Source organism: Chitinibacter sp. FCG-7, assembly GCF_040047665.1.
Classification (GTDB): Bacteria; Pseudomonadota; Gammaproteobacteria; order Burkholderiales; family Chitinibacteraceae; genus Chitinibacter; species Chitinibacter mangrovi.
Map to the genome: position 1 here is coordinate 3,205,159 of NZ_CP157355.1, position 23,591 is coordinate 3,228,749.

Annotated in this window: 17 protein-coding genes; all 17 read left to right on the plus strand. The window is 49.2% G+C overall.

The genetic code is table 11. The features are described 5' to 3' along the window. Nucleotides 1–315: 315 nt before the first annotated feature. The 17 genes from ABHF33_RS15135 (at nt 316) to brxL (ending at nt 23,459) form a co-directional block, all read left to right on the plus strand. A complete protein-coding gene (locus ABHF33_RS15135) occupies nt 316–507 on the plus strand; it encodes a BrxA family protein (RefSeq protein WP_348944726.1) in 192 nt (63 codons plus the stop codon). Beyond that, a complete protein-coding gene (locus ABHF33_RS15140; RefSeq protein WP_348944727.1) occupies nt 488–871 on the plus strand; it encodes a DUF1819 family protein in 384 nt (127 codons plus the stop codon). The genes ABHF33_RS15135 and ABHF33_RS15140 overlap by 20 nt, the downstream gene beginning before the upstream one ends. Beyond that, nucleotides 868–1,473, plus strand: a complete 606-nt coding sequence (locus tag ABHF33_RS15145) for a DUF1788 domain-containing protein (protein ID WP_348944728.1) — start codon at nt 868–870, stop codon at nt 1,471–1,473. Before ABHF33_RS15140 ends, ABHF33_RS15145 begins: the two co-directional genes overlap by 4 nt. A gap of 32 nt (nt 1,474–1,505) precedes the next feature. Beyond that, a complete protein-coding gene (gene brxC / locus ABHF33_RS15150) occupies nt 1,506–5,198 on the plus strand; it encodes a BREX system P-loop protein BrxC (RefSeq protein ID WP_348944729.1) in 3,693 nt (1,230 codons plus the stop codon). 156 nt (nt 5,199–5,354) lie between these two features. Continuing rightward, entirely contained in the window at nt 5,355–5,948 is a 594-nt protein-coding gene (locus ABHF33_RS15155) for an AAA family ATPase (protein ID WP_348944730.1), read from the plus strand. Between the two features lie 472 nt (nt 5,949–6,420). Beyond that, nucleotides 6,421–6,903, plus strand: coding sequence for a hypothetical protein (locus ABHF33_RS15160; RefSeq protein ID WP_348944731.1), 483 nt, complete (start codon nt 6,421–6,423; stop codon nt 6,901–6,903). Between the two features lie 28 nt (nt 6,904–6,931). After that, nucleotides 6,932–10,222 (plus strand): BREX-1 system adenine-specific DNA-methyltransferase PglX, encoded by a 3,291-nt coding sequence (pglX, locus tag ABHF33_RS15165; RefSeq protein ID WP_348944732.1) that lies wholly within the window; start codon nt 6,932–6,934, stop codon nt 10,220–10,222. 4 nt (nt 10,223–10,226) lie between these two features. After that, nucleotides 10,227–10,481: a hypothetical protein gene (locus tag ABHF33_RS15170; protein ID WP_348944733.1), complete on the plus strand. Its 255-nt coding sequence runs from the start codon at nt 10,227–10,229 to the stop codon at nt 10,479–10,481. 23 nt (nt 10,482–10,504) lie between these two features. Further along, nucleotides 10,505–11,662 (plus strand): AAA family ATPase, encoded by a 1,158-nt coding sequence (locus ABHF33_RS15175; RefSeq protein ID WP_348944734.1) that lies wholly within the window; start codon nt 10,505–10,507, stop codon nt 11,660–11,662. Then, complete coding sequence (locus ABHF33_RS15180) at nt 11,662–12,318, plus strand: DUF3226 domain-containing protein (RefSeq protein ID WP_348944735.1); 657 nt, start codon at nt 11,662–11,664, stop codon at nt 12,316–12,318. Before ABHF33_RS15175 ends, ABHF33_RS15180 begins: the two co-directional genes overlap by 1 nt. Nucleotides 12,319–12,371: 53 nt before the next feature. Beyond that, entirely contained in the window at nt 12,372–16,058 is a 3,687-nt protein-coding gene (locus ABHF33_RS15185) for an ATP-binding protein (protein ID WP_348944736.1), read from the plus strand. Next, entirely contained in the window at nt 16,051–16,677 is a 627-nt protein-coding gene (locus tag ABHF33_RS15190; protein ID WP_348944737.1) for a condensin complex protein MksE, read from the plus strand. Before ABHF33_RS15185 ends, ABHF33_RS15190 begins: the two co-directional genes overlap by 8 nt. Then, a complete protein-coding gene (locus ABHF33_RS15195) occupies nt 16,674–17,924 on the plus strand; it encodes a hypothetical protein (RefSeq protein ID WP_348944738.1) in 1,251 nt (416 codons plus the stop codon). Before ABHF33_RS15190 ends, ABHF33_RS15195 begins: the two co-directional genes overlap by 4 nt. Beyond that, nucleotides 17,909–18,784: a DUF7281 domain-containing protein gene (locus ABHF33_RS15200; protein ID WP_348944739.1), complete on the plus strand. Its 876-nt coding sequence runs from the start codon at nt 17,909–17,911 to the stop codon at nt 18,782–18,784. The genes ABHF33_RS15195 and ABHF33_RS15200 overlap by 16 nt, the downstream gene beginning before the upstream one ends. A gap of 7 nt (nt 18,785–18,791) precedes the next feature. Beyond that, nucleotides 18,792–21,236, plus strand: coding sequence for a BREX-1 system phosphatase PglZ type A (pglZ, locus tag ABHF33_RS15205; protein ID WP_348944740.1), 2,445 nt, complete (start codon nt 18,792–18,794; stop codon nt 21,234–21,236). Continuing rightward, nucleotides 21,217–21,393 carry a hypothetical protein gene (locus ABHF33_RS15210; protein ID WP_348944741.1) on the plus strand — a complete coding sequence of 59 codons (177 nt, stop codon included), beginning with the start codon at nt 21,217–21,219 and terminating at the stop codon, nt 21,391–21,393. Before pglZ ends, ABHF33_RS15210 begins: the two co-directional genes overlap by 20 nt. An 8-nt stretch (nt 21,394–21,401) precedes the next feature. After that, entirely contained in the window at nt 21,402–23,459 is a 2,058-nt protein-coding gene (gene brxL, locus ABHF33_RS15215; protein ID WP_348944742.1) for a protease Lon-related BREX system protein BrxL, read from the plus strand. Nucleotides 23,460–23,591: the final 132 nt, after the last annotated feature.

The window sequence follows — 23,591 nt, forward strand, 5'->3', positions numbered from 1 at the left end:
CAATGGACTCGTATCGTTGAGCTTGAACTAATCCCTCATCCTGACCAACCGCGCCCTGAAATAACGGCGCTGGACTATGGCTTGACGGCGGGTGTGTTGCGGATGAATTTGCGAGCAGCAACGGCGGGTTATACATTGCGCCGCTGGAGTGTGGATTGCTCGCCAGATCATTCTTTGCGTGGCCCTGAGTATCGTTTATGGCTCAAAGATCACCTTGTTCTGTACGGCGTTGAAAGCGCCAGTCTGGCCCCTGGCTATGTTGCGAAGGCGGGGTCATGAGTATGTACAACGCCCAACTCACCGCTGGTTCTGTTGATGATCAACGAAAGCCGCCGCATAGCCGAGTTGCTACTGCAAAAACCAGATGACGCAGCTTGGAGTCAAGCCATCAAGCTTGACAATATTTTGCAAAAAAATAACCCAGCGACCGCTATTCGCCAAGCGCGTTTAATTCGGTCGCGCTTAGAGTTGCTGGATGGCGAGGGGATTGAGCTCTGTTGCCAATGAAGGTCTTGAAGTCTGCACGCAAATATTGCTACTCGCGACAATTCGACAAAGTCGGCTCTTGGGCGATTTTTTAATTGATGTATATCGAGGCCAGCTGCGCCGTCTTGAGAGCACACTCAACATTCGTGATTGGGATGTATTTCTGCATGAATGTGAACAGCGCGACCCAACAGTGCAAAATTGGACGGCAAACACCCGCGCCAAAATGTTGCAGGTGATCTTACGCATTCTCACCGAAGCGGCCTATTTAGAATCTGGCCGCTCGCTCAAAATGACGCCTCCATTATTGCACCCGCGAGTGCGCGCCTACCTCGCCAATCACAAAGATCACTACGCCCGTGAAGCTATGGAACACAAACAATGATTGAAAGTAAATACATGACGCTTCATGAGCGATTAAACCTGATTGTGCCGCGCATTACCTCGCCTGAGTTTTTGAATAACAAGGGCCTCGGTAATGAAATCGGCTTTCATGTTTTTGACTATCCGGCAGATCAAGAAGAGATCGTTCGCGACTTTATCAAAACAGCAATCGAGCCCGCGCTGGCCAAACCGCCACATGGATTGCGTACGCATACGGTGAATCTGTTCGAGCTCGTCATCGAGCTACTGAAAGATCGCAATCTGCATGACAAAGTAATCGAGATGCAGGCGAGCAAAGGCAACAATGCCGCGCTACCAGGGCTACGCTCGGTCTTAAAAGAAGACAAGCTCGCCAAGTATCTCACCGACAAAATCGATGTCAGTCAGCTCGATGTGCTGCTGATGACGGGCGTTGGTGCAGCCTATCCAATGGTGCGCGTGCATACACTGCTCAATGGTTTGCATGCCTATATGAAAGACACGCCGCTGGTGGTGTTTTACCCCGGTAAATACGACGGTGCTTCGTTGCGATTGTTTGGTCTGTCTACGGATAGAAATGATGCCAATGCCCCGTATTACCGTGCATTCCAATTGCTGAAATAAGCATACCTACAAATTTAGGCAGGAGCCTTGCTGTGAATATTCGTCAACTGTTCAAAAAAGACATTGCTCGCCCTATCAATGGGGTCATTAAAGCGGATCAGCGTGATCTCGATAGCATCTGGCAAGAGCTCGATGAGTACGTGGTCACCAATCAGTTAAACGAATATTTCCGGCGTTTTTTTGATACCTACCTTGCGGGCTATGATCGCCCGAATGATGCGGTGATTGCCTCACGGATGGGCGCATGGGTGTCTGGATTTTTTGGCTCAGGTAAATCCCACTTCATCAAAATTTTGTCCTACTTGCTGGAAAACATCGAAGCACAGGACTCAAGCACTGGCCAGCGTAAACGCGCCGTTGATTTCTTTGATGAGCATAAAGTGCCCGATTCGATGCTGCGGGCGGATTTCCAGCGTGCTGCGCAGTTTTCGACAGACGTCATTCTATTCAACATCGATGCTAAAGCTGATAGCAAATCAGATCGTGATGTGATCTTGCAGGTCTTCCTGCGCGTCTTTAACGAAAAACTCGGGCTTTCAGGCGATGCACCACACATCGCGCACATGGAGCGTTACCTGACTGGCAAGGGCGCATACGAGGCCTTTAAAACAGCATTTGCGGCCAGCAATGGCAGCAGCTGGGAAAACGAGCGCGATGCGGTCGACTTTCTGCGTGATGACGTGGTGAACGCGCTTTCAGTTGCCTTGGGGATGAGTGAAGACTCTGCAGCCGCTTGGTTTGATAATGCGCGCGAGACCTACCGCATCAACATCGAAAGTTTTGCCGAGTTGGTGAATGAATACCTCAAAACCAAGCCTAAAAACCATCGAGTGGTCTTCTTGGTCGACGAAGTGGGGCAGTTTATTGGCGACAACACGCAGTTGATGCTCAATTTACAAACGATTACCGAGCAACTTGGCACGCTATGCAATGGTCAATCTTGGGTCGTCGTGACCAGTCAGGAAGACATTGATGCGGCGCTAGGCGAAGCCAATAAAGCCAAATCACAAGACTTCTCCAAAATTCAGGGGCGCTTTCATACGCGTTTGTCACTGGCTAGCTCCAATACCGATGACGTCATCGGTGCGCGTCTATTGGCCAAGACTGAAGAAGCACACAACGAGCTGCGCGATGTGTTTGCCGCCAAAGGCGACATCATCAACAATCAGCTCGCCTTTAGCTCCGAAGGGATTACGCTGCGCAGCTACAAAGATGCCGCTGAATACGTCAAATACTACCCATTCGCGCCGTATCAGTTCACTTTACTCTCGAAAATCTTTGAAGCGATTCGTCGTCACGGCGCAACGGGCAAGCACCTATCCAAAGGTGAACGCTCTTTGCTCGATGCCTTCCAAACGGCAGCAACATCCAAAGATGTAATCGACGAAAGCATCGATTGCATGGTGCCCTTATACGAATTTTATCCTTCAATTGAAAGCTTCCTCGACACCACCATCAAGCACTCGATGGACAAAGCAGAAGCCGAGATTGGGGGCTTGTTCCAAGCCTTCGATATTAAGCTGCTCAAAACGCTGTTCCTGATTAAGTACATCCCCGAAATCGTCAAAGGCACGGTCGATAATCTAGCGACCTTGTGCGTTGATGAGATCGATGCCGATAAGCTCGCGCTCAAGCGCCAAATTCAGGAAAGCCTTGCTCGCCTCGAAAAAGAAAATCTGGTGAATCGTAACGGCGACGATTGGATGTTCCTCACCCACGAAGAGCAAGATATCGCGCGCGAGATCGGCCACGAAACCATTTCAGCCGATGAACAAACGCGCAAATTGGCGAGCCTAGTGTTTGAAGACGTATTCAAATCTGCCAGCAAAGTGCGCCACCGTGATAGCAAAGGCGATTACGAATTCAACCGTCTGCTCGACGGCAAGCCCTATAAGCAATCCAGCCATGAGCTCAGCCTTGAAATCATCACCGAGCTACACGACGAATTTGGCGCTTACACCGATCAGAAATGCAGCATGGTCACCGCCAGCTCGCCACGCGCGATTTTGAAACTCGATGCGGGTGAGCGTTTGTATGAAGAATTGCTCGCCTATTTGAAAGTCGATCAGTACATCGCCAGCAAATACGACAACGCCAGCCAAGCCGGTAAAAAAATCCTCACCTTTATCAAGGATGAAAACCGCGAGCGCGAAGATCGCTTGCGCCTGCAAATGAGCAATCTGCTTGCTGCCGCCAAACTGTACGTGGTGGGCGAATTGGTCGAACTGAAAGTCAGCTCGGCCTCATCGGTACTCGACGAAGCGATCAATTACTTGGTGTCCAACACCTATAACAAGCTGAGTTACCTCAAACCCAGCGGCAATCCATTTGAAGAAATCCGCGCCGTATTAACTGCTGCTAGCACGCTGCAAACTAGCTTCCTGACTGGCGATGACGTGCCAAACGCACTAGCGCTCAAAGAAGTAGGAGACTTCTTGCACCTCAAAACCGGCATGGGCGGCGTTACGCTGGAAGACACCGTTGCCTATTTCAGCCGTATTCCCTTTGGCTGGAAGCCCGATTGGGAAATCGTTCACCTGGTGGCGCGCTTGTTTATGGCCGGAGAAATCACGCTGATGATGAATGGCGGCGCATTGAGCGCCAGCGATGCTTTAGATCCGTTGACCAAAGCCGCACGCTTCAAACAAGTCACCATTCTGAAACGCAAAAAAACCGGCGCAGTCGAGCTGAAAAAAGCGCGTGATCTTTTCAAAGACCTGTTTGCTGGCCTAGGTAATGAAGACGAAGATAAATTGGTTGTCGAATATCGCCAGCAATGGCGTGGCTGGCAAGAGCAACTAGCGGGCTATCACTCGTTAGCCAATCAAGCCAATTACCCCGGCAAAGCTGACATCGAAACTATTCAGGCACTGATCAAAAAACAAACCGCTATCAGCGATAGCGCCGCGTTTATTGAGTCCTTACTCAAATCCAGTGATGACTGGCTCGATGCCGAAGAAGATCGCCAAGATTTGGCTGGCTTTTACGACACCAGCAAAGGCCAGATCATCACTTGGCGCCGTATGCTGAGCAGCTTGCAAGCCCTCAAAGACAATCGCGACAAGCTGTTGGACGACACAAAAGCTGCGCCCGCCTTACGTGAACTAGAAGGTTTGCAGAGCAACCCGCGCCCGTACAAACAAATCAGCAAAATTGAAACACTGCTTGGCATCGTCGAGCAAGTCAACGAAGCGCTGGCTGCCGAAAAACGTAGCCATGCGCTGCAGCAGATCGACAAGAAAATCGCCGAAGTCACCAGCGGCCTCGATCAGCTTGCCGCGCCGCCAGAGCTGAGCAACAAAGCACTGAGCAAGCTGCAGCAGCTTCGCCAAACTGTCGAGAATGAAACCAGCATTCCGCAAATTTTTTACCTGCAAAATCAAGCGGGCAATCTTCTTGATATCGCAATGGATGTATTGGCCGAATATCAAGCCAAGCTAGCAGCAATCAAACCTGCGCCAGCGCAGACACCCAAGCCAGCACCGCAACCTGTATTGGTTGACGGTGGGAAGCCAACACCAGTTGCTGCTGTAGTTCAAACGGTGGCCGACTCAGCTGCGCCAGTTTATGCCCTGATTAAACCGAGCAAAACCGTCAAAGCAGCAAACTTTGCTGGTAGCAAACTCTATCTGGAAAGCGAAGCCGATGTGGAAGCCTATCTCGCCAAATTGCGTAGCGAGTTGCTTGGCATCGTGAATGCAGGTCAACGGGCGCGGATCGAATAATGAAAGGCGGCCTTTGCAACTCAGTTCGTGCAATAAATGCACGAACTGCCCAATGGGGGTTCTCGGCTATAACCGATCAGAGCAATGTGCAAGTTTTGCACATTGCTGTTTGGTCTGAAAGTGGCGTTGTACTAAAGGAAATTGGGAGTGCATTCGATGTCTGAACAGCCATCAAAGCAGCTTGTCGTCGTTGGTGGCCCCAATGGTAGTGGTAAATCGACTTTTGCCGATGAATATGTCGCTTTGTACCAGCTGCGTTATCTAGGTGCCGATGCCATCGCCGCCGAGTTAGCCCCGAACGACCCATTTAGCGTGCGGGTCGAAGCGGGAAAGCAATTCGTTCGCCGCTTAAAAGCGGCGTTGCAGGCGGGTGAATCCTTGGTGATTGAGTCCACACTCGCGGGTAAAGGCTTGGATAAACACCTATTGCAAGCGAAAACGTTTGGCTATCAAATCAGTCTTGTTTTTGTCACGCTGGATTCGCCAGATTTATCGATTGCCCGTATCCGCGAACGAGTAGCCAATGGTGGGCATCATGTGCCCGATGAAGATGTCATTCGCCGTTTTGACCGTGCGCGCAACCAGTTCTGGCATACCTTCCGCCATTTGGCGGATGACTGGCAGCTCTTTAGCAATACCGGCGAAGGCTTTACTTTGATTGCGCTCGGTCAGAGCGACGATTACGAAGTAACGGATATCACAGAACTTAACGAATTCACTGCCAGTTTGGAGCAAACCCATGAGCACTAAATCTAACCTCAAGCCCAGCGCCTACCAGCGCGCGCTGGAAATGCAGCGCATTGGCAATGCCGCCACCCATAAAGCACAGGCCAATAATCGTGCTAAAGGCATCCCTAATTTCTATTCTGTGGGCGTACCGGATTGTCAGCGATGTCGCGGGTGCAGAAAGTGTAGTTCCGTCTTCGGTAAACCAGCCAATTCGCCAGCGTAAACCTAAGTAGCCTGATGCGTTCGGCGGTCATTCGTCCTTGCAGAAGAACGAATTGAATCCTGTGAATTTTATTTGATGGGTATGTTCATAAATGCCTTTTTTTATCAATGCCTACACGCAGATACATGACACATCTATGATGAGGCGATGAAACCTAAGGCAACTTGTGCAAAAAATTCACAAGTTTAAATCAAAGGTCGTGACCGTTGAATTTACTTTCTGAATCGCCGAATGCCTATTTTTTCGAAAGTATTTCACAAAAGGTGATGAATGACTAAACCAACTCCAGAGCCCTTTCTTGTCGATCCACTGAGTGATAGCGCTAAAAGCGAACGAAAGAATCTACTGATTTCATCTTTTTTTGGGTTGGTTGTTGCGCTCACTGGTTTGGTGCCAACGAAAATATCTTCGCTTGGCATTGAGTTCAGTCTGGTTGATCAGGCGAATTTCTTGAAAATCATGGCCGTTCTAGTCGCTTACTTCCTCATTGGTTTTGTGGTCGTTGCAACTGCAGACGCATTCATTCTTCGGAAAAAATATCAAGATTATTTAGAGCATGTGCAGTCGTATCTGGACAGTTGGACTGAGGATGATCAAGTTGCACACGACAATTTTTACCATTCATTGCCGACAATAAGTTGGTTTTATCAGAAATCAAAATGGGTGCTTTTAGCGAGGTTTGTCTTTGATTTCATCTTGCCTATCGCATTGGGTGTGACTTCCTGCGCTTATTTGCTCAATAAAGTCGCCTGAGTTTCCTGAAAAATATCGAGTCTAATAAATGAACAAATCCAAACTCAAATCCTACGCCCCCGAGGCGCGCAAAGACTTTATCGCCATGGTGCAAAGCCGTGCCGCGCAGTTGGGTATTGCTGAATCTAAAGGCCAGCTCCAAGTCGAGCCGTGCGAGGTGCAGGGCCAAGTAGCCATTATCGCTGGCCAAGCCTTCCCTGCCAAAATCGCCAATCAGCGCAATGTGCTCATCGCCCGCATGCAGCGCGATGGCTTTGCCGCTACCATCGAGGCCATTGCCTACACCTGGTTCAACCGTTTTGCCGCTCTGCGCTTTATGGAGTTGAAAAACTACCTCAGCCACGGCCAGCGGGTGCTCTCAAGCGTGACTGAAGGCGGCTTGCCGGACATCCTTACTCACGCGCTCGAACTCGTCGAAAGCGGCGATCTGCCCGGCATCAGCGTCGCGGACGTCTCTGAGCTCAAGCTCGCCAGCAAAGATGGCGAGCTGTACAAACGCCTGCTCGTCGCCCAGTGCAACCAGCTCGCCGCGCACATGGGTTTTCTGTTTGAACGCATCGACGACGACAGCGAGCTGCTGCTGCCCGACAACCTGCTGCGCACCGACTCGGTCATCCGCAAGCTGGTCGACAGCATCGACGAGGCCGACTGGGATCAGGTCGAAATCATCGGCTGGCTCTACCAGTTCTACATCAGCGAGAAAAAAGACCAGGTCATCGGCAAGGTGGTGAAGTCCGAAGACATCCCCGCCGCCACGCAATTGTTCACGCCCAACTGGATCGTCAAATACCTGGTGCAAAACAGCGTTGGCCGCCTCTGGTTGCAAGCCAACCCCAGCTCCACGCTCGCCAGCCAGATGCAGTATTACATCGCCCCCGCCGAGCAAACGCCGGAAGTCAACGCCCAGCTCGACGCGCTGATCAGCGCCCGCATTAGCGAGGACGGCGACACGCTCAACCCCGAATCGATCACCGTGCTCGACCTCGCCTGCGGCTCAGGCCACATTCTGGTCGAAGCCTACGATCTGTTAAAAGCCATCTATCAAGAGCGCGGCTACCGCGAGCGCGACATTCCGCGCCTGATTCTGGAAAAGAACCTCTACGGCCTCGACATCGACGACCGTGCCGCCCAGCTCGCCGCCTTTGCTTTATTGATGCGCGCCCGCGCCGACGACCGCCGCCTGTTTAGCGACCCGGTCCAGCTCAACGTCTTGTCACTACAGGAAAGCGCCGGGCTCGACGCTGCGCAACTGGCGCAAGATCTGGGGTTGAATGATGCGGCGGAACGCAACGCGCTCAATACCCTGCTTAGTATCTTTACGCAGGCCAAGACCTTCGGGAGCTTGTTGCAGATACCCCATGCGCTCGCGCAAACCTTGCCGCAACTCGCCAACCGCATCGCCGCCGCGCAAAACAGCGGCGATCTCTACGCCCAATCCGCCGCCGCCACGCTGCAACCTTTGCTGCAACAAGCGCAAGTGCTGGCGCGGCAGTACGATGCGGTGGTCGCTAACCCGCCGTATATGGGCGACAAAGGGCAGTCACCTGAATTAAAAGGGTTCATAAAAAAATATTATCCAATTTGTCGTGCGGATCTATTTGCACCCTTTATGATGCAAAGTTCTTTCTTGACTAGGAAGGAAGGTTTTTTCGCTCTCGTAACAATGCAATCCTGGATGTTTTTGACTTCATTTGGCGATTTGCGCGCTCAATTGCTTGAATTAAAAACAATATCCAGTATGGTTCACATAGGTTTTAATAGCTTTCCAGAGCTAAATTCCAAGGTGGCTTTGGCTTGTGCTTCAGTTTTTAGGAATACTCATCTTTCTGGGTTTGATGGTGTCTATGTTGATTTAAATAATGCGCCGCATGCAGCTGACAAAGAGTTGTTGTTTAATGTCGAGCATGAACGTAGGCGCTATATGGCAAAGCATGAGGATTTTTATTTGATTCCGTCAAGCCCAATCGCATACTGGGTTTCTTCCTCTATTCGAGAGTTGTTCAAGAAAAACCCAAGGATGGCGACTTGCGCTGATGCACGGCAAGGCATGGCGACAACAGATAATAAAACCTTCCTAAGGTTTTGGTTTGAGATATCAAGCAAAGAAATTGAACAAGGCGGTGAGAATTATCATGGGAAATGGTTTCCCTATAACAAAGGTGGCGAGTACAGGAAGTGGGCTGGTAACAATTTAAATGTTGTTAGGTATGAGAGAAATGGTGAGGTCTTGCTGGATTTGGTTAAAGGGAAGTATCCAAAAATTAGCGATCCTGAGTTTGTAATTAAGAATAGGCGATATTATTTTAGGTCAGGAATTACTTGGACTGATATTTCTCTCGATATTTCGGCGAGACTGGTGCCAGTAGGGTATATATTTGACACTGCCGGCCCTATGGCTTTCTTTGAGGCGGAGGATGATCAAATGTGTTGCATGGCTTTGTTGAATAGCAAGCTATGTGGTTTGTTGTCGAGTATTTTGAATCCTACGCTGCATTTTACTTTGGGAGACTTTCAAAATCTGCCGTTTCTTAAGGTTAATAATCTGGCAGAGCTAAGAGCGCTGATAGATCATGCTGTGGACGTAGCCCAAGCCGACTGGGATGCAAGTGAAATATCTCCTGATTTTCAGAAATTAGAATTTATCTTTAAAGGAGCATTAGTTAAAGAATCATGGTCTAACTGGGAGGCGGATTCTTTGGGGCGAGCTTCACGCTTGGCTGAAATTGAAACTTCTATTAATCAAATATTCAGAACTGAATTCCATTTGGAGCACGAGTTCGATCCATTTGTGTCCCAGCAAGAGGTGACCTGCTTACGAGCCGACCGCGAAAAAGACATGCAACGGCTGGTGTCCTACGCCATCGGCTGCATGATGGGGCGCTACAGTCTCGATGAGCCGGGGCTGGTGTATGCGCACGCAGGCAATGTAGGCTTTGACCCACAGCGCTATACCCGCTTTGCCGCTGATGCCGACGGTATCGTGCCGGTGAACGATCTGCCGTGGTTTGCCGATGATGCCACCAACCGCGTCAAAGAATTCCTCGTCGCCGTATGGGGGCAGGACACGCTGGCGGAAAACCTCGCCTGGCTGGCCGATAGCCTTGGCCGCAAGGCGGACGAAACGGCGGAAGACGCGCTGCGCCGCTATATCTCCGGCAGCTTTTTCAAAGATCACTGCCAAACCTACAAAAAGCGCCCGATCTACTGGCTGTTCTCCAGCGGCAAGCAAAAAGCCTTCGAAGCGCTGGTCTACCTGCACCGCTACAACGACAGCACGCTCGCCCGCATGCGCGCCGAATACGTCGTCCCGCTCACCTAGCTGCATGGCAGAACGCATCAAACTGCTGGAAGACGACTCCCTCAAAGCCAGCACCGGCGCAACCAAAAAAGCCATCGACAAACAGATCGACAAGCTGAAAAAGAAACTAGAAGAACTGCGCCTCTACGACGAAAAACTCCGCCACTTCGCCGACCAACGCATCACGCTGGATCTGGATGACGGCGTGAAAGTCAATTATGGTAAATTCGGTGATCTGCTGGCGGATGTGAAAGCGATTTCCGGCGGATCAGACGATTAAGTACGGCCAATCAAGGAAAAACCATGCATTTAAAATCACTGCATATCAAAAATTTTCGCGCGCTGGAAGACTTCCAAGTCAGCAAGCTGGGCCGTGTCAATTTGATCGTCGGCAAGAATAATTCCGGCAAAAGCTCGGTACTGGAAGCGCTGCGGATTTATGCGGGGAATGCGCATCCACATTTATTGGAAGATCTTGCCATAAGTCACAATGAGAAATGGCGACTTAATACTAAAGAGTTTGAGTTACAGGATGATTTGCCTTTTAGATCTTTCTTTGCAAACCGGAGTTTTCCTAAAACTGATGGCGTTGGAATTGATATCGGAGATGGTACCGGTGAAAATTCCGTGAAGATTGAACATGTTTTTTATTTTGAGGAAGAATACGCTGAATCTGATGCCGAAGGTGAAGGTAGAACACGTCTTCGAAGAATGCAAGTTTTAAAAAGTGAGTTGGCTAAATTTGAAGGTGAGGATATTAATGAATCACTTGCGATTCAAATCGACGATAGTAACCTTGTGATCCTGCGTTTTAGTGGCCCTAATGGCAGACTTAGGCCTCTCCTGAGAATGCATAAAAGGATGCCATGCTCTTATATTTCTACCCAGTTCACTTCTGAAGATGATTTAGCTGATATGTGGGATAGAGTCGGTCTCACGGAAGCACAGGAATTTGTTAAAAGTGCACTTCGTATTGTTAGTCCTGATTTCGAAGAAATTCTATTTGTTCGAGATGATGAAAGTGATGAGAGTGATTCTGGTTCATTGTCTAGAAGTGCAATCGTTAAGTTGAAGAATGTGAATATACCAGTACCTTTGAATAGTATGGGCGATGGTATTTTTCGGATTCTTCAACTATTTCTTAAGCTGTTTGCTGCCAAGGGCGGTTTTTTGCTAATTGATGAATTCGAAAATGGCCTGCATTACTCAGTTCAAGAGGAAGTCTGGCGACTTATTTTTGATCTGGCTGACGTGCTTGATATTCAGGTCTTTGCAACGACTCACAGCTGGGACTGCATCGAGAGCTTTGCCAAAGTCGCCGTTGAAAAAACGGCAACAGAAGGCGTGCTATTCCGCGTTGGCCGCAGTGTGAGAACCAGCGATCAGGGCCGAGTGATTGCAACGGTGTTTGACGAGCAGAAGCTATTCAATATCACCCAATCAGATGTTGAGGTGCGCTGATGGCTGATCGTTTATTACTGGTTGAGGGTGAGGCAGATCGTGCTTTTTTTGAGCTGCTTTGCAGGTCACAAACCATTCTGGCTGGCATTAATGTCGCGCCGCCTGTTGAGGTCGGAGGGCGTAAAAATACCAAGCAGGGTGTTTTAAATCTGCTGGCTACGCTGATTGGTGATTTAAACGATGGTCGATTGCAGGCTCTGGCGATTGTAGTGGATGCGGATTGGGTGGCTAATGGTGGTGGTTTTGCCAATACAGTTAGTCAAGTCACTCGTGAGGTAGCTGCACAGGGTTATGACACGCTGCCCATAGCCCTTGCTGCTGGTGGTTTGATCTACAAACACAACGATGGTTTGCCCGATCTTGGCGTTTGGGTAATGCCAGATAATGCATCCGAGGGCATGCTGGAAGACTGGATCAAGCAATCGGTATTGCCCGCTGAACGCGGCATTTTGGCGCAAGCCGAAATGACCGTGGCCTGTCTAGTTGTCCCAAAATTCAATGCAAATCGCTTGAGTAAAGCTGAAGTGGCAACTTGGCTGGCTTGGCAAAAGAGGCCTGGTGAAGGTCTTTATTATGCAGTCGAAGGCAATCTGCTTGACTCCACTGCGGCATTACATATTGGTTTGGTTCAGTGGTTGAAAACTGTGTTTCCGTAATGGTTTGTGCCTTTTTCAATCCTCTCATTTAGCCATCCAATTGGTCTGCACACATGAATTTCCCAAGTGAAGCCGTCGATACCGCTACGGCAAATTCAGTATCAAACCCTAGCTTTCAGCTCAAAAAACTCATCCTGATTGATTCGCTCAGTATCGGCCGGATTATTGAGTTTCCGGTGGATGGCGGGGCGGTTTTGACTGGGCGTAATGGCCGTGGCAAAACGTCGATGCTGCAATTGTTGCTGCTGTTTTACGGTGAAAGCCCCAATCGGATTGTGACCACCGAAGCGGGGAAACACACCTTTACTGGCTACTATCTACCGCGTACTACTTCCTATATTGCTTTCGAATATCAGCGCCCCGATGGTGGGCTGCGGATGGTGGTGGCATATGCCGATAAGCATGGCGAGAAAGTGTGTTTCCGCTTGCTGCGAGAAGGCTTTGATCCCAGGCAGTTCGTGACCGCTGATGGGGCTTTCGTGCCTGCGCCACAGTTTGTGCGCCATTTAAAGCTGGCTGGCTTTCGCTGCCATGAACAGCAAATTGAATCTTTGGCTGAATACCGCGCCATCATGCTGGCAACGCACAGCACTAGTGGTGATCGCAAACGCTTGCGCGAGATTCGTGAGCTTTCGTCAGATTACGGTTTTACGCTGCCCAATAAACCACTGCATCAGATTGAAAAAATCATCACCGGTATGTTCCGCCGCAAGACTAATTTTGAAGACTTGCAGAGCATGGTGGTGGAATGTACCAGCGATACGCAGCAAACGCTGAGTATGACGGCAGATCGTAAAAAGCTGGAAGATTGGCCGCGCCACTATGCCGCCTACACGTCGGTGATGACGCTTGAGCCGGTGATGGAGCAAGCCGATCAAGCGGCACAGCGGCTGGAAGCGACGCGTGCCAGCTTGGGCGAAGTCAAAGGCAAGCTCGCGTCCTTGCTTTTGCATTTAGAAGACCAATGGCATGGCTTCGCTGAGCAAAAATCTAAGCTCGACACCGAGCATCAGCAGGCACGTAATCGATATACCGATGCGCGTGGGCAGTTACAAAGCAAAAAAATTGAAGCAGAAAAAAATGCGCAGTATGCCGAGGGCAAAGCCACCGAGCTTCAGCAGGCGTGGGATCGCTACGAGCAGCAAGGGATTCGGTCAAGCGATGAGCTGGTGAAGCGAGCCCCTGATTTGCGCGATGAAAAACAGCAGCTTGAGAAACGGCAGGAAACGCTGCTGGGTGAGCAAAGCGAAATTGCACAACGTTATGAAACCTTAAAGCAAAAGCAGCAAGCACGGTTTTATTCCGAGAAAGAAGATCTTGACCAACAGGCGGATCAGGAACGGCAGCGATTTGAAACACTCGAACACCAGCTAGAGCAGAAAATTGCAGGGGAGCGACTTGATTTAGATGCCACGCAAAAAACGCAGCGCGAGCCTTATGCCTTGTCCTTAGCACAAGCGCAGGAAGCTGTTGGTTCTTGGCGTACTCAGCTTAATAACCCTCAAGTACCTCCAGAAAGTCAGGCCCTGGTCGATGCCAAGCAGCAAGCGTTGACCGACGCGCTAGAAAAGAAAAATCAGCGTTCTAACGTCCAGCAAGAAAAAACGACTGCATTTAGTACAGCAAAAATCAATTTCGAACGGCAAGAGCGCAAAGTTGAAGAAAAGAAAAAAGAGCTAGCCAAATTTGAGTCTGCACTGCTAGAGAAGCAGCGCTTTGCCATGCCCGAGCCGGGCTCCTTGCTGCATTTTTTGCGTTCTGAATGCCCTGACTGGACGCAAGATATTGCACGCGTAATTGATGGCGAACTGTTAACGCGCACTGATTTAAGCCCGCAGTTTATTGAGCGACTAGATTCGCTGTATGGGCTCAATCTTGATTTATCTAAGCTGGCTCCGCATGCGCTGGCCGACGAATCAACGGCACAATTTGAAATTACGCAGCAGCAACGCCAAGTCGCCCTGTCTCGTACAGAGTTGGAGGCTGAGCAAGCGACACTCGGCCAATGCAGCAGTGTCTGTGCGCAAACTGAAACGGCCATGCGGCAACATGAGCAAGTATTGTTGCAAGCCATGGCTCACGTGGAAACTGCCAAGGCTGAATTGGCATCAGCGAAACAGCAGCTAAACGAGCAACGAAATCTCGCCAAAGCGAATGCGGAAGCGGGCTTGGCCAAGGCCAAACTGGTATTGGAGCATTGTCAGCGCGAGATCGACCAACTTGATCGTGCTGGTCGAGATGCTCGCGATGAGCTGGAGCAAAAGGCACTGCAGGAGAAAAAAGCTTTAACCGAGCAGAAACGCGGAGCGATTGATGCACTGAATACCAAAGAAAAAGCAGCGAGAGCCGAGCTAGCACAAACGCTGCTGCAATTGGATGTCGAATGTCGTTCTGCGCTGCAGGCGAAGGGTATTGATACTGAACGTTTGCAAGAAATTGCTGATCGTTTGCGGCTTATTGATCGTGATCTTGGTCAAATCAAATTGGTCATTGAATCGGTGCAGAGTTGGCGTCTCTGGCTGCGCGATGAATGGCCTAAGCGTGAAAATTGGCTACAAGATGCTCGCCAACATCGCGCGCAGGAAGAGGCATTCAACCAGAAGCTCAAAACGCTAGATCGTGAGTGGAAAGAGGGTGACGTCCGATATCAAACTCAGTTTGAACAACTCAAGCAACAGCTCGAAAAACTCGACCAACAGCAAAAATTGACGCGTACTCGACTTGAAAAGATGGTGGCATACACCGCGATCGAGGTCCGTACGTTTGATCCTAGCTGGACTTTAGATCTGCTCGTTGGCTTAGCCAATAAAGCGTATGACGATGAGCAGCAGAGTAAAGCCGAAGTGCGTCGCTTAGTGAACGAACTTCGGCGGGGCTTCGCGAAAACGCAGGGGGCGAAACCGAGTGAATTTATCGAGTTAAATCACCTTGCCCTGATTGATGCACCCGATGAAGCATGGGTGCCGCTATTTAGAAGCTGGTTTACCGAAGAGCATCGTACTGTGCAGCGCATTTTGCTGATGGACGCGCGTTTGATCGCGGGTACGGTGATTCAATTTCATCGCACCATGGATGAGTTCCATAAAAAAGTGCTGCAATTTAATCGCGAATTGCAAAATCATCTGGATCAAAATATTTCATTTGAAAGCATTAGCCAGGTGAAGGTTGAGGTGGTTTCGACGATCCGTGAATTGGCGTATTGGCAGTCGATTTGCGAGATGGCCGAGGCGAATCATCATTGGGTTAATGGCATGAGCAATGAATTACCGCCTGCGCCGTTTGCAAAAACGCTGGATGATTTGCTGAGCCATTGGGAAACCAAGTCTGGGATTCAGGCTGATTTAAAGCAGCTGATCCGGATTCAGGGTGAAGTGGTTGAAAATGGTAATACGCGCCAATTCAGGAAAGCTTCGGATTTGGAAGCGGTGTCATCCAATGGCTTGTCCTACCTAGTGTTGGTCAGTATTTTTGTGGCCTTTATTAACCGGATTCGCCGAGATGCCAATGTGAATATTGTCTGGGCTTTGGATGAGCTTAAAGATCTCGATAGCGGCAATGTGGTGCATCTGATCGAGCTATTAAAGTGCAATCACATCACGCTGGTGTCGGCGTTTCCAGATCCAGACCCAGAGACTTTGGCGTTATTTAATCATTGCTTCACGGTGGAACCAGACCGACGCTTGATGCAAGTGAGAGTCGCTGACCCATATTTGCTGGAGGAGGAGGCCGCTCATGTTTGAACGTACGGTTCGGCTCTTACTGGAAGGTACATTTGTTTGCGAGATTACGCATCGTGAAGCGTTTTCCTTTTTGAATAACCCAGCCAATCAGCAGAGCGTGAATGATTATTTGGGCAAAATTGGTCTGAAACTATCCAGAACTCAGCATGGTGGAGCATTTTTTGCTGCGCATATCGAAACGGGTGGGCCAGAGAAAAAAGCCGCGAAAGAAGTATTCATCAAGATCAAACATGAGTTGCGCCCCTTGGTGGCTTTCCTTGAATTGGTAATGCGTGTCTCGCAAAAGGATGATGTGATTTGCGCTGGCTTTGTGATTGAGACGGCAAGCTTGATGTTATCGATTGATAGTAATCCAACGCTGCGCAACGATTTGCAGTCGCTAGCTAACTTGGTGAAAGGGCAAGCTGCCGATAGCTCGGATCGTGCCCGATTTAATAAAGTGCTGAATCGCTTTAAGGACGAAGGTTATTTGTTTCTCGCCAATAGTGAGCGCGAAATTTATCAAGTGACTGGCAAGATCGAATTCATTATGGAGGCCATTGCTTTCTTGTCCGAACATGAAAAGATCGGGCTTGATGACGAAGAAACCGAAGTCACCAGCCAAGGATCATTGCTGTGACCACGGGCGTTGCACATATTGCAGCCTATCTTGAGGTGCTGCATAAACATCGTGATCTAGTTGCCGATGCCTATATCAATGGCGGTATCACGCTGACTGATGAAACTCAGCGCGCCTTGTATTTGCTCAAGCAGCACCGTGCGCTGGTGCCTGCGGTGCAGGATGAGTTTCGCCTCAATTCAAGTTTAAGCCGTCACTTGGATGAAGTTTTTCTTCGGCAGCGCAATTACGCCGTCAGTGCCAACTTTGCCGAGCAAATTGATCGTTTGCCACAATTGATTGATGAGTATCTGAAGGCATGCCTTGATAACCGTGCTGAAGATCGAGATACCTACTCGGATGACTTTAAATCGGGTGTGTTTGAGTTGGCCGAAGGACTCGATTCATTCTTAGCCCTGATGCGCTCCTTGGCGGATAACCGTTTTGCCAATGTCAGCACCCTAGAGCAGAAAAAACGCCAGAATGAGTTTTATCTGGGCAAGTGCGAACAAATTGGCATTGCTTTAGGTGCATTACAAGATGCGGCATTATTGGAGCAATTAAGTGGTTCATCGTTATTACAGCCCTTGCAGCAAATCTACCAGAGTCAAATTTTAGAGCGCTTGCCGCAATGGCGTGCCTCGTTGATGGATATTTCAACGGTCTTAAAAGAATATCTATACCGCCTGCGCCAGGTCGAGCCACAAGCTCAGCGTTTACGTGCATTTGCCCAGTTTCTACGAAAGAATCCAGATTACATCCCGCCTGATGTGGATGAACTCAATCATTTGCCTGATTGGTGCTCAACGTTCGAAGGTTTCAAAATCTCAGCCCATGCTGATTTATCGGATAATCTGACTCGCGATGCTTTAGTTGAAGTCGCGCAATCCATACCTGCTCCAACATTGCGCTTTGCGGTAGAGCGCCAAGCTGGCCAGATGATTACGGATGACGCGCAAGGCCGAGTCAACATTATCGCCGCATCACCAGTTCAGCGGGCATTTGCATTGTATTTGAAGGCAGTAAGACAATCTCAAGAACCGATTTCAGCCATTGAGTGGCTACGAAAAATGCCCGACTATCAGTCCATTGATGAGGCTGCATGGCTGGTTTATTTACTGCATGCTTGGCAGATTCTAGAAGCCAAGAAAAAGATATCTGGGTTAGCGATGCGCCGTGTGGAAAACACTGTCGCCTACCCGGGTCTGAGTGAAGCGATGTCTGGCAACCTGATTGTGAGCGATGTGGAAATATGGAAAAAAGCTTAATCAAAACCTTGCTGCGTATTGTTCAGAATGATGACGAGAAAACTTCGTCTTCGCGTGGATTAGAACAATTTGCCAATATGCATCAAATCGGTCACTTGCAGGGTAGAAGCTATGTATTTAATGCTGCCGATAAGCAAATCATTAAAGACCTACTCAAGGTTGAAGCGGGGATTGATGCTGATTCAACACGCCCCGAGGCATGGGATGGATTAAGTCGTACGGAAAGCTTGGCATTAGCTAGTAATGAAAAACTCAGTCAAAGTAATGTGAGATTGAACCGCGTTGCAGTTAAAGCTTTAGCCGGAAGCGTGGTTTGCCTTGGTGATGAGGCGCTGAAACTTCCTGATGGAAGCCATTTGGAACTGGATTGGCAGCAAGTTGCAATACTAAATCGGCACGATGGCGTGATGTTGGTTGAAAACTGGGAGGCATTTGAAAATATCCATCAGTTGCAGTTTGAGCCCAACATGGCATCTCGCAATCCACTCGTCGTGTTTCGGGGTATGCCGCAGGTGTATCGTCAAGACTATGTAGTCGCGCTTTTGGATTCTCTCAAACTTCCGGTTTATGCATTTGTCGACTTTGATCCTTCCGGTCTCGTGATCGCGCTGAGTACACCTTATTTCGTGAGTTTAATTGCACCACCCAATGACATGCTGCAAGCGGCCTTTAAAGCGTGCACCAACGGCGCAAGATTTCAAAGCCAACTGCCAGAAACGCAAGCTGTACTAGAACAGTGTAATCATTCTGAAATTAGTCAATATTGGCAATTGTTTAAAAATGCTGGAGTAGCCTTACCTCAAGAATATTTCTTGTCAGGCATTTCATTAGAAATAACAAACGAATTAACTCAATACTAAATTGGCCATGACAAAAATCCAGCAATCTCTTTTTTCTCAATTTGAGCAACATCGTTTTGTCTTTTGGCACGACATCGAAGCCAATTTTGCCTCTGAACTAACGGGCTTAGGCGATATCACCATTGTTCAGCTTGATAGCACCCCAGCATTAGCCGTGAAGCTAGATATTGAACGCGCACCTGCAGATAGCAAATGGCTGTTTTATAGCCAGCAAGCGCAGCCTGCGCCTGAGGATGATTGGCTGCTGGATGTGCGTATGCGCGCCAAGCCTTTTCATGCGGATGAAGCATCGATTCAGTTAGAAGATCTGGGCTTGCACACGGTTTCTGTGCGTGCGCATTTGAAAGAGAGAAGTGCATTTTTACGCGCCAAAGAGCGTTTTGAGAAACTCAAGCGACTAACCTTGTCGACCGATCAGGCGGCGGATCTGGATCGAAAAATGATTGCGGTGCTGATTCGGGCTGAGCAAGCCGATTTGTTCAGTATGCTGACCAAGCTGTTTACGGCTATGGATGCAGAAGGCGAGGTTAATTTGGCGGTCGAGCCTAAGGGCTGGGCTGAGTTATTGACCTACGGTTTACGCGCTGCATTTTGGGATTTGGTCGAGGCGGAGTTGGGTTATCGTGATACGAACCCGTCTTTGCGTGATTTGTTGTTCCATTTGATGGTGACCGATTTAGCGCAAGGTTTGGTCGGCGATTTGCCAAGCCAGTTATCCCATTTCCAAATTCATGATCGTGCTAAGGCGGCATCGGCTTCGGTGTTTTTGTCGCAGTGGCGTGGCAGTATCACGCATTACGGTAGCTATGATGCAGTCTCTGCTGCCGTTGCTGAAGCATTGCAACTGACGACGATCATTGCCACGTTGCCAGCCGAGAAAATGCTGGATGCGATGACGTTTGCCGAGGTTGAAAAGTGGATTATCAAAGATCTGCGTGATCGGATATTGAGCAGCGCAGTTGCATCGGCTGACGCGGTACATGCCATTTTTGAGCGCCGCCGTGACGGACATTGGGCGAACCCCAAATTGGCTGCCACGAGTGATGTCACTCGCGCATTGCTCAATTGCTATGAGGCACTGGAAGCCGCAGCCGATTTCTTGTGTTTGTGTGAGCAATACAAAGCTGGCTTTAGTTTTGATAGCGCTATGTCGGGCATCGAAGCGTATCAAAAAACGCTTTACCACTTTGATCAGCATTATCGCCATTTCCATCGTGCCGCCGAGCAAGTCGATATGATGGGCTGGCAATTATTGCAATTGCTGCGCGAGCGCGTTGAAGAGGCCTATACCGGTTGGTTTGTGCCGCAACTGGGTATTGCATGGAGCAAGTTGCTAGAGGGCGATAGCGGGTTACTCAAAAACTGGTCTGTACCTGGCGTGATTAATCAGCAAGACTTTTATCGCCGCGAAGTAAAAGCCACGCTGGATAACACCAGCGTGAAGCGCATCTTTGTGATTATCTCGGATGCTTTCCGCTATGAAGCCGCTGAAGAGTTGAGTCGACAAATTCTCACACGCAATAAATACAAAACCGAGCTACGGGCAATGCTGGGTGTTTTGCCAAGCTATACCAGTTTAGGCATGGCCGCATTATTACCGCACGATACTTTGAGTTATAAAGTCGGCGCTAATATTAGCGTTTTGGTTGATGGTAAATCGACCGCATCTTTAGAAGATCGTAATGCTATCTTGGCGAAACACGGCGGCATTGCCATTAATTGGGAAGAGTTGGTTAGCCTAGGAAAAGATAAAGCACGTGATCGAGTTCGCGATGCGTCCGTCGTGTACATCTACCATGACCAGATCGATATGCTGGGTGATAAGGCAGCATCGGAGAATAAAACGTTTGAGGCGGTCGAAAACACCCTCGAAGAGCTCAATCGCTTGGTGGGTTTTGTGGTTGGCAATTTGGCGGCATCAACCGTGCTAGTGACCGCCGACCATGGCTTCTTGTATCAGGAATCTCCGCTGGATAACGCAGATCGTTCTACCTTGAATATCAAAGCCATCGGCGCATTGAAAGCCAAGAAGCGTTATGTATTGGGGAACGATCTAGGGCAAACCGACAAAGCTTGGTTTGGTTCTACTGAGCAAACGGCAGGCACCGAAGCCGATGCGAGCCTTCATTTCTGGGTACCCAAAGGCGCAACGCGTTTTCATTTCTCGGGGGGCGCAAAATTTGTTCATGGTAGCGCCATGCCGCAGGAAATAGTCGTGCCCTTGCTGACTATCAAGCTGAGTGAAACCGACAAGGCCAAGGTTGAGCATGTCGGCATTGCGCCGATGCTACTGTCCAACAAGATTGTTTCGAATATTTCTCGGTTTGAATTTGTCCAGACAGCCCCTGTTTCAGCCAAGGTATTGCCGCGCACGGTGAATATTTCGGTGCGTGATGGTGATACCGTGATTAGTAATGAGCAGGTCGTGACTTTTGATAGCTCGTACCGATAAGCTCGACGACCTCAAAAAATCAGTGATTTTGACGCTGCAAGCAGGTAGTTATGATGCCAAAAAGGATTATTTCCTGATCTTGCGCGATGTTGATTCCAAAGTTGAGATCTTGCGCCATGCCTTAAAAATTGATTTGGCACTGGCTAACGACTTTTAAGGCTCAAAATGAATACAGAAACCATGCCCATCGAAAACACCAACGCGCAGTCTAACCTTGAACTCGACGACCTACTCACGCGCCATTTTGCTGGGAAGGTGGTTCGCAAAGACCTGACCAAGCTAATCAAGGAAGGAGCAAACGTTCCCGTTTATGTGCTGGAATATTTATTGGGCATGTACTGCGCATCTGATGATGCGCAAGTCATTGAAACTGGGCTACAGAACGTTAAGCGGATTCTGGCTGAGAACTATGTTCGCCCCGATGAAGCCGAGAAGATCAAATCCAAGATCCGTGAATCTGGCAGCTATAAGGTAATCGACAAGGTTACCGTCAAACTCAATGAAAAGCGCGATGTGTATGAAGCGCTGCTGTCCAACTTGAATGTTAAAAACGCTGAAATTGGCGACGCGCACGTTCGCGAGTTTGAAAAACTGCTGGTTGGAGGGATCTGGTGTATTGTTTCACTGCGCTATCAATATGAAGAAGGCCAGAAAGGTTCTCCATTCTTTGTGACCGATCTAAAGCCAATTCAAATGCCCAATACCGATATGGAAGGGCTGTTTGCGGGGCGTCGTGAATTCAATAATGAGCAGTGGATCGATGCATTAATTCGCTCTACCGGCATGGAGCCGACTTGTTTCAAATCGCGAGTGAAGTGGCACTTGCTGGCACGCATGATTCCGCTGGTTGAAAACAACTACAATTATTGCGAACTGGGCCCACGGGGCACAGGTAAAAGCCATATTTACAAAGAAATCAGCCCGAACAGTATTCTGGTATCTGGTGGTCAAACCACCGTCGCCAATCTGTTTTACAACATGTCGGCGCGCAAAGTGGGCTTGGTGGGCTTGTGGGATGTGGTTGCATTTGACGAAGTTGCGGGGATTAACTTCAAAGATCATGACGGTATTCAGATCATGAAGGATTACATGGCTTCTGGTTCATTCAGCCGTGGCCGTGAATCGATTAATGCAAATGCGTCGATGGTGTTTGTCGGCAATATTAACCAAAGTGTCGAAACGATGGTAAAAACAAGCCATTTATTGGCCCCATTTCCAGAGGCGATGATTGATTCAGCATTTTTTGATCGTTTCCATGCCTACGTGCCAGGCTGGGAAATCCCTAAAATGCGGCCTGAATTTTTCACCAACCAATATGGCATGATTGTCGATTATTTGGCTGAGTTCGCACGGGAAATGCGTAAGCGTAGCTTTGCTGATGCCATCGATAAATGGTTTCGCCTTGGCAATAACCTCAATCAGCGCGACACCATCGCCGTCCGCCGCACAACCTCTGGCCTGTTAAAACTCATTGCGCCACACGGCGAGTACGACAAAGAACTGGTTCGCCAGTGTCTTGAATACGCATTAGAAACACGCCGCCGTGTCAAAGAGCAGCTGAAAAAGATTGGTGGCATGGAGTTTTACGATGTTCACTTCAGCTATATCGATCTAGAAGACAACCAAGAGCGCTTTGTAACTGTCCCCGAGCAGGGCGGTGGCAGTTTGATTCCAGAGGGGCGATCGAACCCCGGCACCTTGTACACCATCGCCATGGGCGGTGCAGAAGTACCGTCTTTGTATCGCATTGAGATTCAAAGCATGAGCGGTAGCGGTAAATTGTCCATTTCCGGTTCAATGGCGCGCGAGCAAGTCAAAGTGGCATTTGATTACTTCAAAGCTAACTCTGGCCGTATTAGTGCCGCAATTCATACCAACGAAAAAGACTTCCATCTGCATTTGGTCGAGATGCAAAACAGCGGTCAACCTGAAGCAACCACCCTAGCCAGTTTTATTGCGCTGTGCTCAGCCGCGTTAGCCAAACCGATGCAAGGCCAAATGGTTGTGATGGGCGATATGAGTCTTGGTGGCACGATTACGCCCGCACGAAATTTGGCCGAGACATTGCAGGTGGCATTTGATGCCGGTGCGAAACGCATCCTATTACCCATGTCGAGTGTAGTCGACATTCCATCAGTGCCTGGTGAGCTGTTTGCCAAGTTCCAGACGAGTTTCTTTTCTGATCCGGTTGATGCTGTTTTTAAGGCGCTGGGCGTGGATTAACTTGCTTTGACTAGCTAACCGTATCTGCCGACCAAATGTGTGTATTTCGAGGAGTACACAACTGCGAGTACACCGGCTTTGTACGCCCTTTTTCGAAATAAAAGGGTGTTTTTGCCTCAAATCTAGCAGAAA

Bases quoted from the DNA above. Each gene is read 5' to 3' on its own strand.
- pglX (WP_348944732.1), top strand. From the start codon at position 6,932: ATGAACAAATCCAAACTCAAATCCTACGCCCCCGAGGCGCGCAAAGAC.
- pglZ (WP_348944740.1), top strand. From the start codon at position 18,792: ATGACAAAAATCCAGCAATCTCTTTTTTCTCAATTTGAGCAACATCGT.
- ABHF33_RS15155 (WP_348944730.1), top strand. From the start codon at position 5,355: ATGTCTGAACAGCCATCAAAGCAGCTTGTCGTCGTTGGTGGCCCCAAT.
- ABHF33_RS15185 (WP_348944736.1), top strand. From the start codon at position 12,372: ATGAATTTCCCAAGTGAAGCCGTCGATACCGCTACGGCAAATTCAGTA.
- ABHF33_RS15160 (WP_348944731.1), top strand. From the start codon at position 6,421: ATGACTAAACCAACTCCAGAGCCCTTTCTTGTCGATCCACTGAGTGAT.
- ABHF33_RS15180 (WP_348944735.1), top strand. From the start codon at position 11,662: ATGGCTGATCGTTTATTACTGGTTGAGGGTGAGGCAGATCGTGCTTTT.
- ABHF33_RS15175 (WP_348944734.1), top strand. From the start codon at position 10,505: ATGCATTTAAAATCACTGCATATCAAAAATTTTCGCGCGCTGGAAGAC.
- ABHF33_RS15200 (WP_348944739.1), top strand. From the start codon at position 17,909: ATGGAAAAAAGCTTAATCAAAACCTTGCTGCGTATTGTTCAGAATGAT.
- brxL (WP_348944742.1), top strand. From the start codon at position 21,402: ATGAATACAGAAACCATGCCCATCGAAAACACCAACGCGCAGTCTAAC.
- ABHF33_RS15190 (WP_348944737.1), top strand. From the start codon at position 16,051: ATGTTTGAACGTACGGTTCGGCTCTTACTGGAAGGTACATTTGTTTGC.
- ABHF33_RS15145 (WP_348944728.1), top strand. From the start codon at position 868: ATGATTGAAAGTAAATACATGACGCTTCATGAGCGATTAAACCTGATT.
- ABHF33_RS15170 (WP_348944733.1), top strand. From the start codon at position 10,227: ATGGCAGAACGCATCAAACTGCTGGAAGACGACTCCCTCAAAGCCAGC.
- ABHF33_RS15135 (WP_348944726.1), top strand. From the start codon at position 316: ATGATCAACGAAAGCCGCCGCATAGCCGAGTTGCTACTGCAAAAACCA.